General features: G+C 60.3%; 16 protein-coding genes and 1 rRNA gene (1 of these 17 cut by a window edge). 5 read left to right on the plus strand and 12 right to left on the minus strand.

All coding sequences use genetic code 11. From position 1 onward, the window contains the following. Positions 1 to 5: 5 nt before the first annotated feature. The 3 genes from QOM08_RS03210 to QOM08_RS03220 form a co-directional block, all read right to left on the minus strand. Positions 6 to 959, minus strand: a complete 954-nt coding sequence (locus QOM08_RS03210) for an adenosine deaminase (protein WP_316912553.1) — start codon at positions 957 to 959, stop codon at positions 6 to 8. Positions 960 to 1,042: 83 nt separating this feature from the next. Continuing rightward, positions 1,043 to 2,008 (minus strand): 2-oxoglutarate and iron-dependent oxygenase domain-containing protein, encoded by a 966-nt coding sequence (locus tag QOM08_RS03215; protein ID WP_107321495.1) that lies wholly within the window; start codon positions 2,006 to 2,008, stop codon positions 1,043 to 1,045. A 142-nt stretch (positions 2,009 to 2,150) separates the two neighbouring features. Further along, positions 2,151 to 3,233 (minus strand): BMP family ABC transporter substrate-binding protein, encoded by a 1,083-nt coding sequence (locus QOM08_RS03220; protein ID WP_316912554.1) that lies wholly within the window; start codon positions 3,231 to 3,233, stop codon positions 2,151 to 2,153. A 291-nt stretch (positions 3,234 to 3,524) separates the two neighbouring features. Here QOM08_RS03220 and QOM08_RS03225 point away from each other — a divergent pair, with 291 nt between their 5' ends. Beyond that, positions 3,525 to 4,616 carry a calcium:proton antiporter gene (locus tag QOM08_RS03225; protein WP_047227424.1) on the plus strand — a complete coding sequence of 364 codons (1,092 nt, stop codon included), beginning with the start codon at positions 3,525 to 3,527 and terminating at the stop codon, positions 4,614 to 4,616. 101 nt (positions 4,617 to 4,717) lie between these two features. On the opposite strand, the gene QOM08_RS03230 is transcribed toward QOM08_RS03225, so the two are convergent. From QOM08_RS03230 to QOM08_RS03240, 3 genes are all read right to left on the minus strand, one after another. Next, on the minus strand, positions 4,718 to 6,076 hold the full coding sequence (locus QOM08_RS03230) for an 8-oxoguanine deaminase (RefSeq protein WP_316912555.1): 1,359 nt from the start codon (positions 6,074 to 6,076) through the stop codon (positions 4,718 to 4,720). A gap of 233 nt (positions 6,077 to 6,309) precedes the next feature. After that, entirely contained in the window at positions 6,310 to 6,996 is a 687-nt protein-coding gene (locus QOM08_RS03235) for an SDR family oxidoreductase (RefSeq protein ID WP_047227426.1), read from the minus strand. A gap of 25 nt (positions 6,997 to 7,021) precedes the next feature. Next, the gene (locus QOM08_RS03240; protein ID WP_047227427.1) at positions 7,022 to 7,372 is read right to left on the minus strand and encodes a MerR family transcriptional regulator; all 351 of its coding nucleotides are present in this window, start codon (positions 7,370 to 7,372) and stop codon (positions 7,022 to 7,024) included. 81 nt (positions 7,373 to 7,453) lie between these two features. Here QOM08_RS03240 and QOM08_RS03245 point away from each other — a divergent pair, with 81 nt between their 5' ends. Then, positions 7,454 to 7,894 carry a hypothetical protein gene (locus QOM08_RS03245; protein WP_047227428.1) on the plus strand — a complete coding sequence of 147 codons (441 nt, stop codon included), beginning with the start codon at positions 7,454 to 7,456 and terminating at the stop codon, positions 7,892 to 7,894. Between the two features lie 66 nt (positions 7,895 to 7,960). Here QOM08_RS03245 and QOM08_RS03250 read toward each other — a convergent pair whose 3' ends face one another. The 6 genes from QOM08_RS03250 to QOM08_RS03275 form a co-directional block, all read right to left on the minus strand. Continuing rightward, entirely contained in the window at positions 7,961 to 8,887 is a 927-nt protein-coding gene (locus QOM08_RS03250; RefSeq protein WP_047227429.1) for an ABC transporter permease, read from the minus strand. Continuing rightward, a complete protein-coding gene (locus tag QOM08_RS03255; RefSeq protein ID WP_316912556.1) occupies positions 8,887 to 9,993 on the minus strand; it encodes an ABC transporter permease in 1,107 nt (368 codons plus the stop codon). The genes QOM08_RS03250 and QOM08_RS03255 overlap by 1 nt, the downstream gene beginning before the upstream one ends. Positions 9,994 to 10,003: 10 nt before the next feature. Then, complete coding sequence (locus QOM08_RS03260) at positions 10,004 to 11,557, minus strand: ABC transporter ATP-binding protein (protein WP_316912557.1); 1,554 nt, start codon at positions 11,555 to 11,557, stop codon at positions 10,004 to 10,006. Positions 11,558 to 12,094: 537 nt separating this feature from the next. Continuing rightward, the gene (locus QOM08_RS03265) at positions 12,095 to 12,676 is read right to left on the minus strand and encodes an IMPACT family protein (RefSeq protein ID WP_076386466.1); all 582 of its coding nucleotides are present in this window, start codon (positions 12,674 to 12,676) and stop codon (positions 12,095 to 12,097) included. Between the two features lie 7 nt (positions 12,677 to 12,683). Beyond that, positions 12,684 to 13,334, minus strand: a complete 651-nt coding sequence (locus QOM08_RS03270; RefSeq protein ID WP_316912558.1) for a TetR/AcrR family transcriptional regulator — start codon at positions 13,332 to 13,334, stop codon at positions 12,684 to 12,686. A 131-nt stretch (positions 13,335 to 13,465) separates the two neighbouring features. Continuing rightward, positions 13,466 to 14,386, minus strand: a complete 921-nt coding sequence (locus QOM08_RS03275) for a LysR family transcriptional regulator (protein WP_047227434.1) — start codon at positions 14,384 to 14,386, stop codon at positions 13,466 to 13,468. A 122-nt stretch (positions 14,387 to 14,508) separates the two neighbouring features. On the opposite strand from QOM08_RS03275, the gene QOM08_RS03280 reads away from it, so the two are divergent. From QOM08_RS03280 to QOM08_RS03290, 3 genes are all read left to right on the plus strand, one after another. Beyond that, positions 14,509 to 15,858 (plus strand): aspartate aminotransferase family protein, encoded by a 1,350-nt coding sequence (locus QOM08_RS03280; protein WP_316912559.1) that lies wholly within the window; start codon positions 14,509 to 14,511, stop codon positions 15,856 to 15,858. A 72-nt stretch (positions 15,859 to 15,930) separates the two neighbouring features. Further along, positions 15,931 to 17,424 (plus strand): CoA-acylating methylmalonate-semialdehyde dehydrogenase, encoded by a 1,494-nt coding sequence (locus QOM08_RS03285; protein WP_188252460.1) that lies wholly within the window; start codon positions 15,931 to 15,933, stop codon positions 17,422 to 17,424. A gap of 629 nt (positions 17,425 to 18,053) precedes the next feature. Further along, a 16S ribosomal RNA gene (locus QOM08_RS03290) occupies positions 18,054 to 18,714 on the plus strand (it continues 876 nt past the right edge of the window).

The raw sequence follows: 18,714 nt of genomic DNA on the forward strand, positions 1-18,714 counted from the left end.
CCGTCTTAGGGGTTTACCAGCCGTGCATCCAAGCTGTTCTGCGCCAGGCGTGTGGCCTGGTCCTGGGTCATCCCCAGATGGGTGTGCAGCGCGTGGAAGTTTTCGGTGACGTAGCCGCCGAAGTACGCCGGGTCATCGGAATTGACCGTCACCTTCACTCCGCGTTCGAGCATGTCGAGGATGTTGTGTTGCGACATGTCGTCGAACACACACAACTTGGTGTTGGACAACGGGCAGACCGTCAGCGGGATCTGTTCGTCGATGATCCGCTGCATCAGTCGTTCATCTTCAATGGCCCGCACGCCGTGGTCGATGCGCTGGATCTTCAACAGGTCCAGGGCTTGCCAGATGTACTCGGGCGGGCCTTCTTCACCGGCGTGGGCAACGGTCAGGAAGCCCTCGTTGCGTGCACGGTCGAATACCCGCTGGAACTTGCTCGGCGGGTGACCCATTTCCGAACTGTCCAGACCCACGGCCACGAACGCGTCGCGGAACGGCAGCGCCTGGTCGAGGGTTTTCTCGGCCTGTTCTTCGCTCAGGTGGCGCAGGAAACTCAGGATCAGGCCGCTGGTGATGCCCAGTTGCTGTTCACCGTCCTTGAGGGCCGCGGCGATGCCGTTGAGCACCACTTCGAACGGGACACCACGGTCGGTGTGAGTCTGCGGGTCGAAGAACGGTTCGGTGTGAATCACGTTCTGCGCCTTGCAGCGCAACAGGTAGGCCCAGGTCAGGTCGTAGAAATCCTGGGAGGTGCGCAACACGTCGGCGCCCTGGTAATACAGGTCGAGGAATTCCTGCAGATTGTTGAAGGCATAGGCCTTGCGCAGGGTGTCCACGTCGCTCCACGGCAGGGCGATCTTGTTGCGTTCGGCCAGGGCGAACAGCAGCTCGGGCTCCAGCGAGCCTTCCAGATGCAAATGCAGTTCAGCCTTGGGCAAGGCGTTCAGCCAGTCGTACATGTTCTTTTCTCATCAGCGAATCGATGGCGGGCATTCTACAGGGGCTGGCCGCAATGTCTGGTAAAACCTGACCGGCTGATCCACTACACCGCCTGTTGTTCCCGCCGATAAGCATAGGTGTCAGCGAAGCGTGACAGCAGGAATTCGGCGCAGGTGGTGGTCGGGTACTTCGGTGGGTGGCCCTCATCCTGACAACCGGGCAGGCATTGGATCTGCGTATCGGGGTGCGGCTCGGCAAAGAACGGCATCGAGTAGCGGTCTACCCCCAGCGGGCTGATCACCCGGTGGGGGGTGGACAGGTAACGGTCGTTGCTCCAGCGCGCCATCATGTCGCCGAGGTTGACCACGAACGTGCCGTCGATGGGCGGCGCGTCGATCCATTGGCCGTTGACGTTGCGCACTTGCAGGCCACCAGCGGCGTCCTGGTAGAGCAGGGTGATGCAGCCGTAATCGGTATGGGCGCCGGCACCTTGCTGTTCGGCAGAGCTGGCGGTGTGACGCGGCGGATAGTGAATCAGGCGCAGCACGCTCACAGGCTCGGTGAAGCGCGTGTCGAAGAAGTCCCGCTCGATGCCGAGGGCCAGGGTCATGGCGCGCAGCAGGGTTTGGGCAAGGGCCTGCATGTCGCGGTAATGCTGCTCCATCAGGGGTTCCCAGCCCGCCAGGTCCGGGTGTCGGTTAGGACCGCGCAGAGGCTTGTGCGCCAGCACGTCGGGATGATCGGCCGGCAAGTGCAGGCCCATGTCGAAGGTTTCTTTCAGGTCGCTGGGTTTGGCCGGGTCCAGTTGTTCGGTGGCGACGGCGCCGTAGCCGCGATGATGGCGGGTTTGGGTGATGTCTATCTTGAGTTTTTCTTCTACCGGCAGCCTGAAGAAGCGTTGGGCATGGTCCAGGACTTCGGTGATGCGAGCCGGGCTGATGGGGTGACCCTTGATGTAGAAAAAGCCCCACTGGCGGCAGGCCTGGTCGATCTGGTTGGCGACCGATTGCCAGGCGCTGGGGCTATCGCCGTAGAGCGGGCTGATGTCGATGATGGGAAGGCTGTTCATGCGGCTTTCCTGATTGTGTGAGGGGGCCGATGTGGGAGCGAGCCTGCTCGCGATAGCGATTTGTCTGTCGACATCAACGTTGCATGTCAGTCCGCTATCGCGAGCAGGCTCGCTCCCACAGGGATGTGTGTTGACTCGTCAGTTATTTGGGAATCTCAGCCTTCATACCTTCGACGTAGTAATTCATCGACGCCAGTTGCGCATTGGTAGCGCTCATGCCCGCCGGGATTTTCTCGACGCCGGCCTGGTCCTTGATCGGCCCGGTGAACGGATGGAAAGCACCGCTCTCGATGTCGGCGATGATCTGCTCGGCTTCGCCTTTGACCGCCGCTGGCACCAGGTCGCTGATCGGTAGTTTCACCGTGCCTTCCTTCAGGCCGCCCCAGTAGTCCTGGGATTTCCAGCTATGGTCGAGCACGCTTTGGGTGGCCTGGATGTAGTGCGGGCCCCAGTCGTTGACAATCGAGGTCAGCACCGCCTTGGGACCGAAGTGGGCCATGTCCGAAGCGTAGCCGACGGCATAGACGCCGCGCCGCTCGGCGGCCTGGATCGGCGCCGGGCTGTCGGTGTGCTGGAACACCACATCCACGCCCTGGTCGATCAGTGCGTTGGCGGCATCGGCTTCCTTACCCGGATCGAACCAGGAGTTGACCCACACCACTTTGATTTCGGTGCCGGGGTTGTACTTGTTCAGGGCCAGTTGGATGGCGTTGATATCGCGGATCACTTCTGGAATCGGGAAGGAGGCGACGTAGCCGATTTTTTTGCTTTTGGTCATCTTGGCCGCGATGAAGCCGCCGACGTAGCGACCCTCATAGGTGCGAGCCAGGTACGTGCCCAGGTTCTTGTCCTGCTTGTAGCCGGTGGCGTGTTCGAAGGTCACCTTGGGGAATTGCTTGGCGACCTTCAGTGTCGGGTTCATGTAGCCGAAGGACGTGGTGAAGATCAGGTCGTACTTGTCCTTGGCCATGTTGCGGATCACCCGCTCGGCGTCGGCGCCTTCAGGCACGTTTTCCACGTAGTTGGTGGTGATTCGGTCGCCGAGTTTCGCCACCAGTTCCTTGCGTCCCTGTTCATGCTGGTAGGTCCAGCCGTGGTCACCGATGGGGCCGATATAGACGAAACCGACCTTCAGCGGGTCGGCAGCGCTGGCATTCAGGCCGGCGCTCAGACCGACAGTCGCAGCGACGGCGCAAAGCAACATCTTCAAGGGACGCTTGTGCATGAACTCGAACTCCATTTTGTTGTGAGGTTGGCTGAACAGCGCTAATGCAAAATGCTGACCAATAGGACAACAAAATCTGTGATCTTTTCGAGGCAGCCATCGCGAGCAAGCTCGCTCCCACAAGGACAACGCAATACCTGTGGGAGCGAGCTTGCTCGCGATGAGGTCCTTGAGATCGATAAAGGTGCACCTGCCACCCACTCGCCACTCCCTGGTGCGTCACTTCGCCCGAACGTTCGCCGCCCCCTACAGTCAGTAGCTCATGACCCCGCCCACGGTGATAGGCCCGCGATGCTGACTTTGATCAAGCAAGAAAAACTGCTGTTGCTGGCGCTGATCGCCGCGGTGCTCGCCTATCCGCTGGAGCACTGGCTGTTGGGCAGCGGACAGATCGTGGCGTTGCTCGGCGGTTTGGTCCTGATCGGCTTTATCGTCGCGGCTTCCATGCGTGTGGCCCATCACGCCGAGCTGCTGGCAGAGAAGGTCGGCGATCCCTACGGCACGATGATCCTGACCCTGTCGGCGGTGCTGGTAGAAGTGGTGATCCTGGCGATCATGATGAGCAACGAAGCCTCGCCAACGCTGGTGCGCGACACCATCTATTCTGCGGTGATGCTCGATATCAACGGCATTCTTGGCCTTGCGGCGCTGATGGGCGGAATCAAGCATGGCGAGCAGGCTTACAACGATGATTCGGCGCGCACCTACAGCGTGATGATTCTCACCGCCATGGGCGTATCGATGGTGGTGCCGGAGTTCATTCCCCAAGAGAGCTGGAAGCTCTATTCGGCATTCACCATCGGCGCGATGATCGTGCTGTACACCCTGTTCCTGCGCATGCAGGTGGGGCCTCACAGTTACTTTTTCAGCTACAGCTACCCGGAAAAACGCCGTCGGAAAGAGCCGGTGGAAAACCAGCCGAAACCCATCAGCCTGACGTTCTCCATCGCGGCGCTGGTGTTTGGCGTCGTAGTGATCGGAGCGTTGGCCGAGGTCATGTCCAAAGCCATCGACCTGGGGCTGGAAGGTTCAGGGGCGCCGCCGGTGGTTACGGCGATTCTGGTGGCTGCCATTTCCGCGGCACCGGAAATCCTCACCGCCTTGCGCGCGGCGTTGGCCAACCGTATGCAGTCGGTGGTGAATATCGCCTTGGGGGCTTCGCTGTCCACCGTGATCCTCACCGTGCCGGTGATGGAAGCGATGGCGCTCTACACCGGCCAGCCGTTCCAGATGGCAATGACCCCGGTGCAGACGGTGATGATCTTCATCACCTTGATCGTCTGCGCCATCAACCTCAACGATGGGGAAACCAATGCCATTGAAGGCATGACCCATTTTGTGTTGTTCGCGACGTTTATCATGTTGTCGTTGCTGGGACTCTAGAAGAGTATCGCGGGCAAGCCTTGCTCCCACTGGTCTCACGGCAAGGCTGCTTCATACATCCACCCTTGATGTGGGAAAGGCTTGCCCGCGATAGCGTCCGGTCAGGCGTCGGCGATCAACTCCCGCGCCGCCTGGCTGTGATCAGCAATCAACCCCTTCAGGTCCAACCCTTCGACCTGTCCGTCGATGACCCGCCATTGCCCACCGACCATCACCCGGTCCGCCCGGTCCGCGCCGCACAGCAGCAGGGCCGAAACCGGATCGTGACTGCCGGAGAAGCGCAGTTCGTCGAGTTTGAACAGCGCCAAGTCAGCCTGTTTGCCCTCCGCCAGCTCACCGATATCGTTGCGCCCCAGCAGTTGTGCCGAGCCGCGGGTCGCCCAGCCCAGCACTCGCTGCGGGGTGATCGCCTGCGCGCCATAGCGCAGGCGCTGAATGTACAACGCCTGGCGGGTTTCCAGGATCATGTTCGAGGCATCGTTGGAGGCCGAGCCGTCCACACCCAGGCCCAGCGGTGCGCCGGCGGCGGTGAGTTCCAGGGTAGGGCAGATGCCCGAGGCCAGGCGCATGTTGGAGCTCGGGCAATGGCAGATGCCGGTGCCGGCGGCGCCGAGACGGGTGATTTCCTCAGGATTGAAATGAATGCCGTGGGCCAGCCAGGTGCGCGGGCCGAGCCAGCCGACGCTGTCCAGGTAGTCCACGGTGCGCAGGCCGAAGCGTTGCAGGCAGAAGTCCTCTTCGTCGAGGGTTTCGGCCAGGTGAGTGTGCAGGCGTACGTCGAGTTTCTCCGCCAGCTCGGCGCTGGCGCGCATGATTTCAGGCGTGACCGAAAACGGTGAGCAAGGCGCCAGGGCAATCTGGATTTGCGCCCCGTCGCCGCGCTCATGGTATTGGCTGATCAACCGCAGGCTGTCCTCGAGAATCACGTGGCCCTGCTGCACGGTCTGTTGTGGCGGCAAGCCACCGTCGGCTTCGCCCAGGCTCATGGAACCGCGGGTCAGCATCGCGCGCATGCCCAGTTCACGGACACTTTGCACCTGCACATCGATGGCATTTTCCAAGCCTTCAGGGAACAGGTAATGGTGATCGGCCGCTGTGGTGCAGCCTGAAAGCAACAGTTCGGCCAGCGCCACTTTGCTCGCCAAAGCGAGCTTTTCCGGTGTCAACCGCGCCCATACCGGGTAGAGGGTTTTCAGCCACGGGAACAGGGGCTGGTTCACCACCGGTGCCCAGGCGCGAGTCAGGGTCTGGTAGAAATGATGATGGGTGTTGATCAGCCCCGGCAGGATCACATGTTCGCCGGCGTCGAAGACTGTGTCGCAGGGCTGGGCGGGTTGCTGGCCGGCCCTCAGCAATTCGACGATCACGCCGTTTTGCAGGACAAGACCGCCACGGGCATCGAGGTCGTTGGCCGTGAAGATGGCGAGGGGATTTTTTAACCAGGTACGGGTCGCAGGCATGGTGGCCGGCTCCTCTGAAAGTGGGTTCAGGTTAGCCAGCTCAGTGATGCCCTGTCTGCTGATCCAGGGTCGCCCGTTGGGTAGGGCGAGGTGCTGAGTTTACTCAGGTTGCGGGGCACATTTCCAGAGTTGAACGGGAGCCATGTGGGAGCGAGCCTGCTCGCGATAGCGGTGTGTCAGTCGACATCATGGTGAATGTCAGGCCGCAATCGCGAGCAGGGGGAAGGCTTGGGTTACCAGGGAATCGTCTCGCCCTTGTAGTTGACGAAATGATGCCCACCCTTGCCGGCAAAGGCATTGACCTGATCAATCAGGCCGCGGGTGCTGGTCTCGACATCAATGTCCGCCCCTTCGCCACCCATGTCGGTCTTCACCCAGCCCGGGTGCAGCGACAGAACCGTCAATGTCTGCTCGCCCAATTGAGTGACAAAACTATTGGTCATCGAATTGAGCGCCGCCTTGCTGGCCTTGTACAGCGCCAGTTCCGGGGCGTCAGGCATGGTCACGCTGCCCAGCACGGAGCTCATGAATGCCAGCACGCCACTGCCGTCGCGGATCTGGCCGACGAAACGCTGGGCCAGATTGATCGGTGCCACGGCGTTGGTGAAGAACAACTGGCCGACTTCGGCCAGCGTCGCACCGCCGGGGCTCTGGTTGTCAGGGCCTTTGACGCCGGCATTGACGAACAACAGGTCGAAGGTTTCGTCCTTGAGCTGCTGGCTCAGGGTGATGACGGCTTGCTGGTCGTCCATGTCGAGCTTTTCGATCCGCACTGGGCCCAGTGCCTTCAACGCCTCGGCGTTCTGCGGGTTGCGCACGGTGGCGGTCACGCTCCAGCCATCGCTGAGCAGCGTCTTCACCAGGCCGAGGCCCAGGCCCCGGGAGGCGCCAATGATCAATGCGTTTTTTGCCGAATTCATGAGGAGCATCCTTGATGAAAAAAGGTCACGGATTTAATGGACAGCGTTGCCCGAGCCGTTGTTTCAGCTCATGGCGCAACGCGTCGAGTTCGGTCATACGGGTTTCGATCAGGTTCAGTTTGTCTTGCAGCAATTGCGTCACGGCGCAGTCAGGGTCCTGCGCCTGCCACAGGGCGGCGACGCTGGCGCCGATCTCGCCCAGGGTAAAACCCAGGCGCTGGGCGGTCTTGATGTAGAGCACCAGTTGCACCATGTCGGCGGGGTAGTGGCGATAGCCATTGGCGCTGCGCTGCGCCGCGATCAGGCCGCGCTGCTCGTAGAAGCGCAGGGTGTCACGGCTGACGGCACAGGCTTGGGCGAGTTCACCGATGCGCATGGTGGGTCTCCGAAGGGCTTGACCTTGGAGCATACCCCAGGCTTTAGGCTCTTTGCTTCCCAATTATCTGGAGCAAGGTGTATGTGGACTTTGATGCAATATCGCCGGGTGGTGCGCGGCAGCGCCTGGTACGACCTTATCGTGTCGGCCGTGCTGGCCACGCCGTGGAGCTTTGCGGCGTTGCATGGTGTGTTGATGAGTATGACTCAGCTATTTGACCTGCCTGGAGAACTGCCGCCGTTCGCGCCGGCGCATGTGCTGATGGTGAATCTGCTGGGCTCGATTGTCTGCGTGTGGGCGGTGCTGCGGATTCGTGATCCGCAGCCGCTGTACGGGCGTTATGACGCGGCGGGGCGGTTTTTGTTTTCGGCCTGGATGCTGTATGCACTGCTTCATGGGGCCAGTGCGGTGTTGTGGGTTTTCCTGTTTTTCGAGTTGGTGTGGGGCTTGGTTCAGGTATTGCCTGTTCGGGCCTCATCGCGAGCAGGCTCGCTCCCACAGGGAGAGATGGGGCGAGCCTGAAACTGACGGTCACCCCGATCAAATGTGGGAGCGAGCCTGCTCGCGATAGGCGCGCCGCCGTCTACCTCAATGCCCTGCCTGCCAAGGCTGTCCCAGCGACACCGGCGCGTACAGCCGCGTGCGCACCGCGTCCCGGGACAGCAACACCAACACCACAATGGTCGCGACGTACGGCAGCATCGCCAGCAAGCTCGATGGAATCGCCAGCCCCAAGCCCTGGGCCACCAGGTGCAGGATGCTGGCGAGGCCGAACAGGTAGGCGCCCAGCAGCAGGCGCCAGACTCGCCAACTGGCGAACACTACCAGCGCCAGGGCGATCCAGCCGCGCCCGGCGCTCATGTTTTCGGCCCACATCGGCGTGTAAGCCAGCGACAGATAGGCACCCGCCAGCCCGGCCATGGCACCGCCGAACAGCACCGCCAGGGTCCGCACCCGCAACACCGGCAGGCCCATGGCACTGGCGGCATCGGGATTTTCCCCCACCGCCTGGATAATCAGCCCAACGCGACTTTTCACAATCACCCAGGCCACCAGGGCGAACAGTGCAAAAGACAGGTACACCAGCAGATCCTGGGCAAACAACATCCGCCCGATCAACGGGATGTCGCTCAAGTAGGGAATCGCCAGCGGCTCGAACCCCGCCAGCGGTTTGCCGACCCAGGCCGCGCCGACAAAACTCGACAGCCCCACGCCGAAAATCGTCAGCGCCAACCCGGTGGCCACCTGATTGGCATTGAACACCAGCGCTACCAACGCGAACAGCGCCGACAACAGCATCCCGGCGGCCATCGCCAGCAGCACGCCAAGCCACAGGTTGCCGCTGTTGAACGCGACGATAAAACCGATCACCGCGCCGAACAGCATCATGCCTTCCTGGCCCAGGTTCAAAACACCACTTTTCTCGCAGATCAGCTCACCCAGGGCCACTAGCAGCAACGGTGTGCCGCAACGGATCATGGCGTAGAAAATATTGCTCAACAGGTCGATATCCATCACAGCGCTCCTGCCTGTACGGCGGTGGTCCGGGTGCGCCGGGCCCAGCGCAGGTTCAGGCGCGGCCGATACAGGATCAGTACGTCGCAGGCCAATAGGAAAAACAGCATCATGCCCTGGAACAGCTGGGTGATTGCCTGGGGAAGGTTCAGCGACATCTGCGCGCTTTCGCCGCCGATGTACAACAAGGCCATCAGCAGGCTGGCGAACAGAATGCCGATGGGATTCAGACGTCCCAGGAACGCCACGGTAATCGCCGCATAGCCGTAGCCCGGTGACACTTGCGGCACCAGTTGGCCGATTGGCCCGGTCACTTCGCAGACACCGGCGAGCCCGGCCAGTGCACCGCTGATCAACAGCGCCAGCCACACCAACGGCTTCTGGCGAAAGCCGGCGAAGCCGGCGGCCCGAGCGTCCAGGCCCAGCACTTTGATCTGAAACCCGACAAAACTTTTCTGCAGCAACACCCAGACCGCCACCAGTGCCAGCAGGGCGAAATACAACCCGGCATGAAGCCGCCCGTCTTCCACCAGCAATGGCAGGCGACTGGCATCGCCGAACATCGCCGACTCCGGAAAGTTGAACCCGGCCGGGTCTTTCAGCGGTCCGTGAACGCAGAACAGCAGCAGGTTAAGTGCGATGTAATTGAGCATGATGCTGGTCAGGATTTCATTGGCATTGAAGCGCGTGCGTAGCCACGCCGTGAGCCCGGCCCAGGCGGCACCGGCGAGGGTGCCGGTCAGCAGAATCAGCACCAGTGCCCAGCGGCTTTGTATGCCGATGATGTTCACCGCGACGGCGCTGCCGGCCAGGGCGCCCAATAGCAATTGTCCCTCGGCGCCAATGTTCCAGATTCGTGCCTGGTAGGCCACCGCCAGGCCGAGGGCGCAGAGCAGGATCGGCAAGGCTTTGACCAGCCATTCGGACACACCGTATAGATCACTGATCGGGGCGATCAACAAGGTGTACAAGGTTTGCAACGGATCATGCCCCAGGACGGCGAACAGCAGCGAGCCACAGCCCAGGGTCAATACGGCGGCCAGCAGCGGCGAGCACCAGAGCATCAGGCGCGATTGTTGGCCGCGGGGTTCAAGAGACAGCAGCATAAAAACTCCGTTAGACCGTCGCGGGATCAGGGGATTGAGGGGCGTCGAACTGGCCGGCCATCCAGCCGCCGACGTCGCTAAGCCGGGTTTGGACAGTGGGCCTCAAGGCGGACAAACGCCCGCCACACAAAGCGCCGAGGCGGTCGCTGATCTGGAACAGTTCGTCGAGGTCTTCGGAGATCACCAGGATGGCGGCACCCGCATCGCGTAAGGCAATCAGGGCCCTGTGGATGGTCGCCGCCGCGCCGACGTCTACGCCCCAGGTCGGATGCGCCGCCACCAGCAGCCTGGGCTGTTGAAGGATTTCCCGACCGAGGATGAATTTTTGCAGGTTGCCCCCCGAGAGGCTGCGCGCCGGGGTTCTGGTGTCGGGCGTCTTCACCCCAAAACGACGGATAATCTCCTCGGCCAGGTGCTCGACCTTGCGCCGTTGAATCAGGCCGCAACGGATCAGTCCTTGTTGGAAGGCGCTGAGCAGGGCGTTATCCGCCAGGCTCAATTGCGGCACCGCGCCGTGGCCCAGGCGTTCGGCTGGAACAAATGCCAGCCCGAGGCGGCGCCGGGCATCGGGGCGCAGATGCGCCACAGGTTGCCCATCGAACCTGATCGTCTCGCCTTTGTGGCGGGGCAGTTGCGTTTCACCGCTGAGTAACGCCAGCCACTCGTCCTGCCCATTCCCCGCCACTCCGGCGATACCGACGATTTCGCCGCTGCGTACCTCAAGGTCTATATCCCGTAACGAGCAACCGAACGGGTCTGGGTTTGGCCATGACAGTTTGTGGATCTCAAGGAACGCTTTGTCCGCGCTGACCTTGGGATAGTCCGCGATCAGCCCGGCCGCTTCGCCGACCATCAACTGCGCCAGTTCCCGGTCCGAGCACTGCGCTGGTGTGCAATGCCCTGACACCCGTCCGCCGCGCAGCACCGTCGCGCTGTGGCACAACGCGCGGACCTCGCCCAACTTGTGGCTGATGAACAAAATGCTGCAGCCTTCGCTCGCCAGGCGCCGCAGGGTCACGAACAGTTCTTCGGCTTCCTGGGGCGTCAGCACCGAGGTAGGTTCATCGAGAATCAGCAGACGGATGTCCTGCATCAAGCAGCGAATGATCTCCACCCGTTGACGTTCGCCAATCGACAGGCTGTGGACCAACCGCTGCGGCTCCAGGGCCATGCCGTAGCGTTGGGAAACTTCGCGGATTCGCGGCTCCAGTTGCGCCGGTGTGCCGGCTGCCGCGCCCATGGCCAGGGCGATGTTCTGCGCCACGGTAAGGGTTTCAAACAGCGAGAAATGCTGGAACACCATACCGATGCCCAGGCTACGGGCCTGGGCCGGGTTGCGCAGGTCGACCCGTTGGCCTTGCCAGATCACCTCGCCCGAATCGGCGTGGGTAACGCCGTAGATAATCTTCATCAGGGTGCTTTTGCCAGCACCGTTTTCGCCGAGCAGCGCGTGGATCTCGCCGGGCTGGATGCTCAGGTCGATGGCGTCATTGGCCAGGCAACCTGGGTAGCGTTTGCTGATCTTGCGCAATTGCAGGCGCGGGATGGAATCGGGGTCGGACATGACAGGCTCGGGTCAGGGGACATGAATGCCTGTGGATAAAGCAATTTCCTGGCCAGTAGGTCAGGAAATGTCAGCGAGCCCCGCGCTTTGCCTATCGGCTTGGCTTACTTGCCAACACCCTCGCTGTGGATAGGGCACCGCAATGGGGCGAGCAGGTGATAGAGGCGTTGTTTGTGCCCCGAAACGGGTGGTTAAAAAATGATCAGGCGGCTGCGAGCCATGCCTTTCATGGGACGGCGTGAGCCATGAACGGGTTATCCACAGGATGTTCCACAGTTATTGTGCGCAAGCCTGAAGGTCCGGCATAACCAGCGCCCGGCTTTCTTCTAAAGGTGATAAAACCTCGCAAGCATTTGTTTTTCTGAAGAATTCCTACAGAAAACAGTGCTTTGATCAAAAAACGAACAACAGCCGCAAAGCCGCATGACAGAAGGGTTACAGCGGAATGTGCTCAGGTTATCCACAGTCGGGTGCACAGTGGATGTGGGCAAGTCGCACGATGGCGTTTGCCCTGAAAAGTCGCAGACCCCCTCGCGCTCAACGGGCCAGCAGAATCCGTCCACGGCTCAGGTCGGCCAATTGCTTTTGCAATGTTTCGATCTGCGCTTCACCCACGGCCACCTGCAAGTCCACGCCATTGGCTGTAAAGCTCTCGGTGTTCACCAATCCGCCGCATTCGGCGACCCGCAGTTTCACCAGGGCCAGTTCCGCGAAACCGCAGGTGCAGCGCAGCGCCACACGGCTGATCAACTCAACCTTCTCGGCGTTTTGCAGGCATTTGTTCGCGCCCCCGCCATAGGCCCGGGCCAAGCCTCCGGTGCCCAACTGGATTCCACCGTACCAACGGATCACCAGCACCACGACCTGATCGCAAGCCTGGGCTTCGATGGCCGCCAGGATCGGCCGCCCGGCGGTGCCACCCGGTTCGCCGTCGTCGTTGCTGCGGTATTGGTCGCCCAGTTTCCAGGCCCAGCAGTTGTGTGTGGCGTTCAGATCGCTGTGCTGCTCTATAAAGGCCACGGCGTCGGCAGGGCTGGTGATAGGGGCGGCGAGGGTAATGAAGCGGCTTTTGCGAATCTCTTCGCGGTATTCACAAAAGCCGGTGAGGGTAAAAGGCATGAGGGTCTTAAAAGGTTGGTTTCAGGCCGCAGCCCTTGAGAATGATGCGGATCAGGTTGTCGCCGGCATCGATCATGTCCTGCTTGGTCAGCTTGCTGCGACCGGTCACGCGGCAGATCTGGGTGGCGAAGTCGGCGTAATGCTGAGTACTTCCCCACAATAGAAAGATCACGTGCACGGGGTCGATCGGGTCCATCTTGCCGGCATCGATCCAGGCCTGGAACACTGCCGCGCGGCCGTTGAACCAGGTGCGATAATCCTGGTTGAAATATTCAGTCAGGCATTCACCGCCGCTGATCACCTCCATGGCGAAAAGCCGGGACGCCTGGGGATGGCGGCGGGAGAACTCCATTTTGGCGCGGATGTAGCGGGTCAGGGCTTCGGCCGGATCATCCTCGGCGGTGAGGGTATTAAAGGTGCTGTCCCACAACTCGATGATGTTGCTCAGCACCGCCACGTACAACCCAAGCTTGTTGGTGAAGTAATAATGCAGGTTCGCCTTGGGCAGCCCGGCCTTCAAGGCAATGGCATTCATGCTGGTGCCTTTGAACCCGTGACGGGCGAATTCATCTTCGGCGGCCTTGAGGATGGTCTCTTCGTTTTTTTGACGAATGCGGCTGGTGGGCTTGCCACCGTGGGCAGGGACTTCAAAGGTCATGGGCGTTTCCGGGCTGGGTCTGTGGGGCAAGCAAATGCGTTGATAGCGCACCGGCAGCGATCCGACAAGTGCCATCATGCTAAAAGCCTTTCGCTGGGGGCAGGCTAACCCAGCCAATGTCGGACCAAGGGTTAGCGGGTTGCCGCCAGGCTCTGGAGAAAGCTCTCCAGCACCAGATGAGGCCGACGCCCCTTGCGCGTGACTGACGCCAGGCTCAAATCATAGAAACGGGCCGTGGGTTTGAGGGCGCGCAACCGTCCCTGCTGGACCCACAGGCTGGCGTAATGATCCGGCAGGTAACCGATGTAGCGCCCTGTAAGAATCAGGAACGCCATGCCTTCGCGGTCCGAAGCACTGGCAGTGCAATTGAGTGCCTGGTAATGGGCCTGGATCTCGGCGGGCAGGCGGAAGGTCGGTGCGATGGCATCCTGGCTGTTGAGGCGAGCGTCGTCCAGTTGTTGGTCATCCACATAAAACAACGGATGCCCGACCGCGCAATACAACAGCGAACGTTCGCTGTAGAGCGGTTGATACTCCAGCCCGGAAAGGGCACTGGCCTGGGGCACGACGCCGACATGCAATCGGCCGTCGAGTACGCCTTGCTCGACTTCGTTGGGAGCGATCATGCGAATCTGAATCTGCACGTCTGGACCGCGTTCCTTCAATTGGGCCAGGGCATGGGTGATGCGCATGTGGGGCAGGGTGACGAGATTATCGGTCAGGCCAATGATCAATTCGCCGCGCAAGTGTTGATGCAGGCCGTTGACTTCGGTGCGAAAGCTTTCCAGTGCACTTAATAGTTGCAACGCTGATTGATAGACCTCGCGGCCTTCCTCCGTCAGGGAAAAGCCCGCCCGCCCGCGCTGGCACAACCGTAGGCCAAGACGCTGTTCAAGGTCGCTCATCTGCTGGCTGATGGCGGAGCGACCGATCCCAAGCACCGTCTCCGCTGCGGAGAATCCACCGCACTCCACCACGCTGCGAAAAATGCGCAACAGACGAATATCAAAGTCGCTGACCTGGGCCAGCGGATCGGGACGACGCGCGCTCATAGTTTAGTGATCCGCTGACTGAAGGTTAGAAAAGTTGGATTTCATCGACTTTATCGCCGTGGCAAGTTAGCTGCAAGAACGCCTTTGGATCCCTGTCGCTTCTCTCCTGCGAGGTTTTGTCGATGAACATGCCCGAACATGCTGCCGGCTCCCTGGCCAGCCAGCTCAAGCTTGATGCCCACTGGATGCCTTACACCGCCAACCGCAACTTCCAGCGCGATCCACGTCTGATCGTCGCCGCCGAAGGCAGTTGGCTGGTGGATGACAAAGGGCGCAAGGTCTACGACTCGCTGTCGGGCCTGTGGACGTGCGGCGCCGGGCACACCCGCAAGGAAATCCAGGAAGCGGTCGCCAAACAGCTGGGCACCCTCGACTACTCGCCGGGCTTCCAGTACGGCCACCCGCTGTCGTTCCAGCTGGCGGAAAAAATCACCAGCCTGACACCGGGCAACCTCAACCATGTGTTTTTCACCGACTCCGGTTCCGAGTGTGCCGATACCGCGGTGAAAATGGTCCGCGGCTACTGGCGTCTCAAGGGCCAGGCGACCAAGACCAAGATGATCGGCCGTGCTCGTGGTTACCATGGCGTGAATATCGCCGGTACCAGCCTCGGCGGCGTCAGCGGCAACCGCAAGTTGTTCGGCCAGGCGATGATGGACGTCGATCACTTGCCCCACACGCTGCTGGCAAGCAATGCCTATTCCCGTGGCATGCCAAAAGAGGGTGGTATCGCCTTGGCCGATGAGCTGTTGAAGCTGATCGAACTGCACGATGCCTCCAACATCGCCGCGGTGTTTGTTGAACCGATGGCCGGCTCCGCTGGCGTACTGGTGCCGCCTGAGGGTTATCTCAAGCGCCTGCGGGAAATCTGCGATCAGCACAGCATCTTGTTGGTGTTCGACGAGGTCATCACCGGGTTCGGCCGTACCGGTTCGATGTTCGGTGCCGATAGTTTCGGCGTGACCCCGGATCTCATGTGCATTGCCAAGCAGGTTACCAATGGCGCGATCCCCATGGGCGCGGTGATTGCCAGCTCCGAGATCTACCAGACGTTCATGAACCAGCCGACGCCTGAGTACGCAGTGGAATTCCCCCATGGCTACACCTATTCGGCGCATCCGGTGGCATGCGCGGCAGGCTTGGCGGCACTGGATCTGCTGCAAAAGGAAAACCTTGTACAAAGCGTGGCCGAGGTGGCTCCGCATTTCGAGAAGGCCTTGCATGGCTTGAAGGGGGCGAAGAACATCATCGACATCCGCAACTATGGCCTGGCCGGGGCAATCCAGATTGCGCCCCGCGATGGCGATGCGATCGTGCGCCCGTTCGAGGCTGGCATGGCGTTGTGGAAAAAGGGGTTCTACGTGCGTTTCGGCGGTGACACTCTGCAATTCGGGCCAACGTTCAACAGCAAGCCACAGGATCTGGATCGCTTGTTCGATGCGGTCGGTGAAGTGCTGAACAAACTCGACTGACGCGTCCCTCTATATAGCTTTCAATACGGGCGTCCGGCAGCGGGCGCCTGTGGATAACATTCTGGAGTCCCCATGAGCCTCATTGCGCATTTGATCAATGGCGAACTGTTGAGCGACAGCGCTCGTACCGCCGACGTGTTCAACCCTTCCACCGGCCAGGCGATTCATAAGGTGCCACTGGCCGATCGTGCGACGGTTCAGCAAGCTATCGACGCCGCCAAGGCGGCTTTCCCTGCCTGGCGCAACACACCGGCGGCCAAACGAGCGCAGGTAATGTTCCGGTTCAAGCAGTTGTTGGAGCAGAACGAGTCGCGCATCGCCCAGTTGATCAGCGAAGAGCACGGCAAGACCCTGGAAGACGCGGCTGGAGAGCTTAAGCGCGGGATCGAGAACGTTGAATTCGCCTGCGCGGCACCGGAGATTCTGAAGGGCGAATACAGCCGTAACGTAGGACCGAACATCGACGCGTGGTCAGACTTCCAGCCCTTGGGCGTGGTGGCGGGCATCACGCCATTCAACTTCCCGGCGATGGTGCCGCTGTGGATGTACCCGCTGGCGATCGTTTGTGGCAACTGCTTCATCCTCAAACCGTCCGAGCGTGACCCGAGTTCGACGTTGCTGATCGCCCAATTGCTTCTGGAAGCCGGGTTGCCCAAAGGCGTATTGAGCGTGGTGCATGGCGACAAAGCTGCAGTGGACGCGCTGATCGAAGCGCCGGAGGTGAAGGCGCTGAGTTTTGTCGGCTCCACGCCGATTGCCGAATACATCTATGCCGAAGGCACCCGGCGCGGCAAACGCGTGCAGGCACTGGGTGGGGCGAAGAACCATGCGGTCTTGATGCCGGATGCGGATCTGGATAACGCCGTCAGTGCGCTGATGGGGGCGGCCTACGGTTCGTGTGGCGAACGCTGCATGGCGATCTCCGTGGCGGTGTGTGTGGGCGATCAGGTGGCGGATGCGCTGGTCGCCAAGCTGGTGCCGCAGATCCAGTCACTGAAAATCGGCGCGGGTACGTCGTGCGGACTGGACATGGGGCCATTGGTGACCGGTCAGCATCGCGACAAGGTCAGCGGCTATATAGAAGATGGCGTATCGGCGGGTGCGTCGCTGGTTGTCGATGGTCGCGGTTTGAGCGTGGCTGGGCATGAGGAGGGGTTCTTCCTGGGCGGCTGCCTGTTTGATCGCGTGACGCCTGAGATGCGCATCTATAAAGAAGAGATTTTCGGGCCGGTGCTGTGCATCGTCCGGGTCAACAGCCTGGAAGAGGCGATGCAACTGATCAACGATCACGAGTATGGCAACGGCACATGCATCTTTACCCGTGATGGTGAGGCGGCGCGGTTGTTCTGCGATGAAATCGAAGTCGGCATGGTAGGCGTCAACGTTCCTTTGCCGGTGCCCGTGGCCTACCACAGCTTTGGTGGGTGGAAGCGTTCGCTGTTCGGCGATCTGCATGCCTATGGTCCGGACGGGGTGCGCTTCTATACCCGTCGCAAGGCCATTACCCAGCGTTGGCCGCAGCGTGCCAGCCACGAGGCGTCACAGTTCGCCTTCCCGAGCTTGTAAGCGGTAGGTGGGTGAAGAGGCCGGTGTCTTTGGACACCGGCCTCTGTGTTTGCGGGGGCTTTTGGCTGTTGTGACAGAAATATGAAAATAGGTGTTGACGGCAAATTCTGGAAGTCTATAATTCGCCCCACTTCCGGCGCAGTCGAAACGAAAAACTCCTTGAGTTTCAATGAGTTAAACGATTTTCGGCAGCGCGGGGCTTCAGGTCATCGAAGCGTGGGAAGCAGTTAGTGGGGCGGTTTTTCTGGCTCCGTTAACGGTTCGATCTTCTCGATCGAAAGCGGTCAAAAAGAGGTGTTGACAGCAGCGAGTAACGCTGTAGAATTCGCCTCCCGCTAACGAGAGATCGGAAGCGCAAGTGGTTGAAGTTGCAGAGGAAACTTTGAAAACTTCTTAAAATAACCGCTTGACAGATACACCGGGCGCTGTAGAATGCGCGCCTCGGTTGAGACGAAAGGCTCAACCCACCGCTCTTTAACAACTGAATCAAGCAATTCGTGTGGGTGCTTGTGGAGTCAGACTGCTAGTCAACAGATTATCAGCATCACAAGTTACTCCGCGAGAAATCAAAGATGTAACCAACGATTGCTGAGCCAAGTTTAGGGTTTTCTCAAAACCCAAAGATGTTTGAACTGAAGAGTTTGATCATGGCTCAGATTGAACGCTGGCGGCAGGCCTAACACATGCAAGTCGAGCGGTAGAGAGGTGCTTGCACCTCTTGAGAGCGGCGGACGGGTGAGTAAAGCCTAGGAATCTGCCTGGTAGTGGGGGATAACGCTCGGAAACGGACGCTAATACCGCATACGTCCTACGGGAGAAAGCAGGGGACCTTCGGGCCTTGCGCTATCAGATGAGCCTAGGTCGGATTAGCTAGTTGGTGAGGTAATGGCTCACCAAGGCGACGATCCGTAACTGGTCTGAGAGGATGATCAGTCACACTGGAACTGAGACACGGTCCAGACTCCTACGGGAGGCAGCAGTGGGGAATATTGGACAATGGGCGAAAGCCTGATCCAGCCATGCCGCGTGTGTGAAGAAGGTCTTCGGATTGTAAAGCACTTTAAGTTGGGAGGAAGGGCATTAACCTAATACGTTAGTGTTTTGACGTTACCGACAGAATAAGCACCGGCTAACTCTGTGCCAGCAGCCGCGGTAATACAGAGGGTGCAAGCGTTAATCGGAATTACTGGGCGTAAAGCGCGCGTAGGTGGTTCGTTAAGTTGGATGTGAAATCCCCGGGCTCAACCTGGGAACTGCATTCAAAACTGTCGAGCTAGAGTATGGTAGAGG

The sequence above is a fragment of the Pseudomonas sp. P105 genome (assembly GCF_032614175.1).
GTDB classification, from domain to species: domain Bacteria; phylum Pseudomonadota; class Gammaproteobacteria; order Pseudomonadales; family Pseudomonadaceae; genus Aquipseudomonas; species Aquipseudomonas rhizophila.

Excerpts from the sequence above, each read along its gene's own strand:
- QOM08_RS03225 (WP_047227424.1), top strand. The coding sequence starts at position 3,525 with ATGCTGACTTTGATCAAGCAAGAAAAACTGCTGTTGCTGGCGCTGATC.
- QOM08_RS03280 (WP_316912559.1), top strand. The coding sequence starts at position 14,509 with ATGAACATGCCCGAACATGCTGCCGGCTCCCTGGCCAGCCAGCTCAAG.
- QOM08_RS03255 (WP_316912556.1), bottom strand. The coding sequence starts at position 9,993 with ATGCTGCTGTCTCTTGAACCCCGCGGCCAACAATCGCGCCTGATGCTC.
- QOM08_RS03285 (WP_188252460.1), top strand. The coding sequence starts at position 15,931 with ATGAGCCTCATTGCGCATTTGATCAATGGCGAACTGTTGAGCGACAGC.
- QOM08_RS03235 (WP_047227426.1), bottom strand. The coding sequence starts at position 6,996 with ATGAATTCGGCAAAAAACGCATTGATCATTGGCGCCTCCCGGGGCCTG.
- QOM08_RS03265 (WP_076386466.1), bottom strand. The coding sequence starts at position 12,676 with ATGCCTTTTACCCTCACCGGCTTTTGTGAATACCGCGAAGAGATTCGC.
- QOM08_RS03260 (WP_316912557.1), bottom strand. The coding sequence starts at position 11,557 with ATGTCCGACCCCGATTCCATCCCGCGCCTGCAATTGCGCAAGATCAGC.
- QOM08_RS03230 (WP_316912555.1), bottom strand. The coding sequence starts at position 6,076 with ATGCCTGCGACCCGTACCTGGTTAAAAAATCCCCTCGCCATCTTCACG.
- QOM08_RS03270 (WP_316912558.1), bottom strand. The coding sequence starts at position 13,334 with ATGACCTTTGAAGTCCCTGCCCACGGTGGCAAGCCCACCAGCCGCATT.
- QOM08_RS03210 (WP_316912553.1), bottom strand. The coding sequence starts at position 959 with ATGTACGACTGGCTGAACGCCTTGCCCAAGGCTGAACTGCATTTGCAT.
- QOM08_RS03220 (WP_316912554.1), bottom strand. The coding sequence starts at position 3,233 with ATGCACAAGCGTCCCTTGAAGATGTTGCTTTGCGCCGTCGCTGCGACT.
- QOM08_RS03245 (WP_047227428.1), top strand. The coding sequence starts at position 7,454 with ATGTGGACTTTGATGCAATATCGCCGGGTGGTGCGCGGCAGCGCCTGG.
- QOM08_RS03275 (WP_047227434.1), bottom strand. The coding sequence starts at position 14,386 with ATGAGCGCGCGTCGTCCCGATCCGCTGGCCCAGGTCAGCGACTTTGAT.
- QOM08_RS03250 (WP_047227429.1), bottom strand. The coding sequence starts at position 8,887 with ATGGATATCGACCTGTTGAGCAATATTTTCTACGCCATGATCCGTTGC.
- QOM08_RS03215 (WP_107321495.1), bottom strand. The coding sequence starts at position 2,008 with ATGAACAGCCTTCCCATCATCGACATCAGCCCGCTCTACGGCGATAGC.
- QOM08_RS03240 (WP_047227427.1), bottom strand. The coding sequence starts at position 7,372 with ATGCGCATCGGTGAACTCGCCCAAGCCTGTGCCGTCAGCCGTGACACC.